General features: G+C 41.5%; 1 protein-coding gene. It reads left to right on the top strand.

Annotated elements, in window-relative coordinates; genetic code table 11:
- The first annotated feature begins 165 nt into the window (after nucleotides 1-165).
- Nucleotides 166-744 carry a hypothetical protein gene (locus F6K53_RS45385; RefSeq protein ID WP_293087789.1) on the top strand — a complete coding sequence of 193 codons (579 nt, stop codon included), beginning with the start codon at nucleotides 166-168 and terminating at the stop codon, nucleotides 742-744.
- Nucleotides 745-1022 lie beyond the last annotated feature (278 nt).

Here is a 1022-nt window from a genome sequence, read left to right as displayed (position 1 = left end):
TTAGCGGAACTGGTGAGTGACTCATGTGTTTACTTTACCCTAGTTTGCTTCAAAGTCAATCCCGCAGACTTTAAAGAAGCTCCCTTCTTTGGCCTTGCAGCGATCCCTGTGACCTGAATCCTTACGGTAGAAGTCAACAAGGATACTACTGAACTCAGCGGTGGAGTGACTGTTGAATCAACAACTTTGGTCGCAAATAGTGATTTAGCGTGTAAGGATGCCAGCTTTAAGTCCTCGATGTTTGGTGGATTCTTGTCAATTAACCCACCAGCTTTTGCTCGCCTAAACAGAACACCCAAAAATTATTCTACTGCCTTCCCAAATGACTGTCTTAACCCTGCTGCCAACGGACAGTGTTGGGGTAAACCTCGGCATCAGTACAGCGCCAGGTTTAACAACATTAAGGAATGGCGGGGTAAAATCTGCGCTCGGTCGGTACAAAATGCCAGCAATAATCATGTGGTCTCTTATCAGAGCAGTTCCTCACCAACCTGTCCAATAGGAGGAAATGTCTATTGCCAACAATATTACGGCCCTAAAGTAGGCTTCCAAGTTAAATATAGTGATAATAAGTGGAGGTGGCTCAAGGGTAAGAATGGAAATTTAGCTGTCTATGAGATTCCCGCCAACAATACCCATGTCTATAGTTGGGCCTGGAAGACATCGGAACCTAGTGACTTTCGCTTGGTAGTCAAATACGCAAAGCCTTTAGATGAGTTTGATTTCATGATGGATAAGAAATAGGCAAGCGTTAGGAATCAAAGCAGCGAGTATGGTGGGCACTGCCCACCATACTTACGGTAAAAATCCTAGTGTGTTTCTACCTTAGAGTTCAACGCTTCAAATCTCTTGTTTACCCACATCCTAAACCATTTTTAAAGTCTTATCAAAGGAGTTTTAAATCGATATATTTTATTCAATAAATCATTTAGCTTACCCTCTCGCGTTTTTTATTTAAAAACACACCTAGATATTGTACTACAACAAGAGAGAGTAAACTCTACTTTATTCAAAATTATCAA

The sequence above is a fragment of the Moorena sp. SIO4A1 genome (assembly GCF_010672065.1).
GTDB lineage: Bacteria > Cyanobacteriota > Cyanobacteriia > Cyanobacteriales > Coleofasciculaceae > Moorena.
This window is presented reverse-complemented; position numbering and strand designations above follow the sequence as displayed.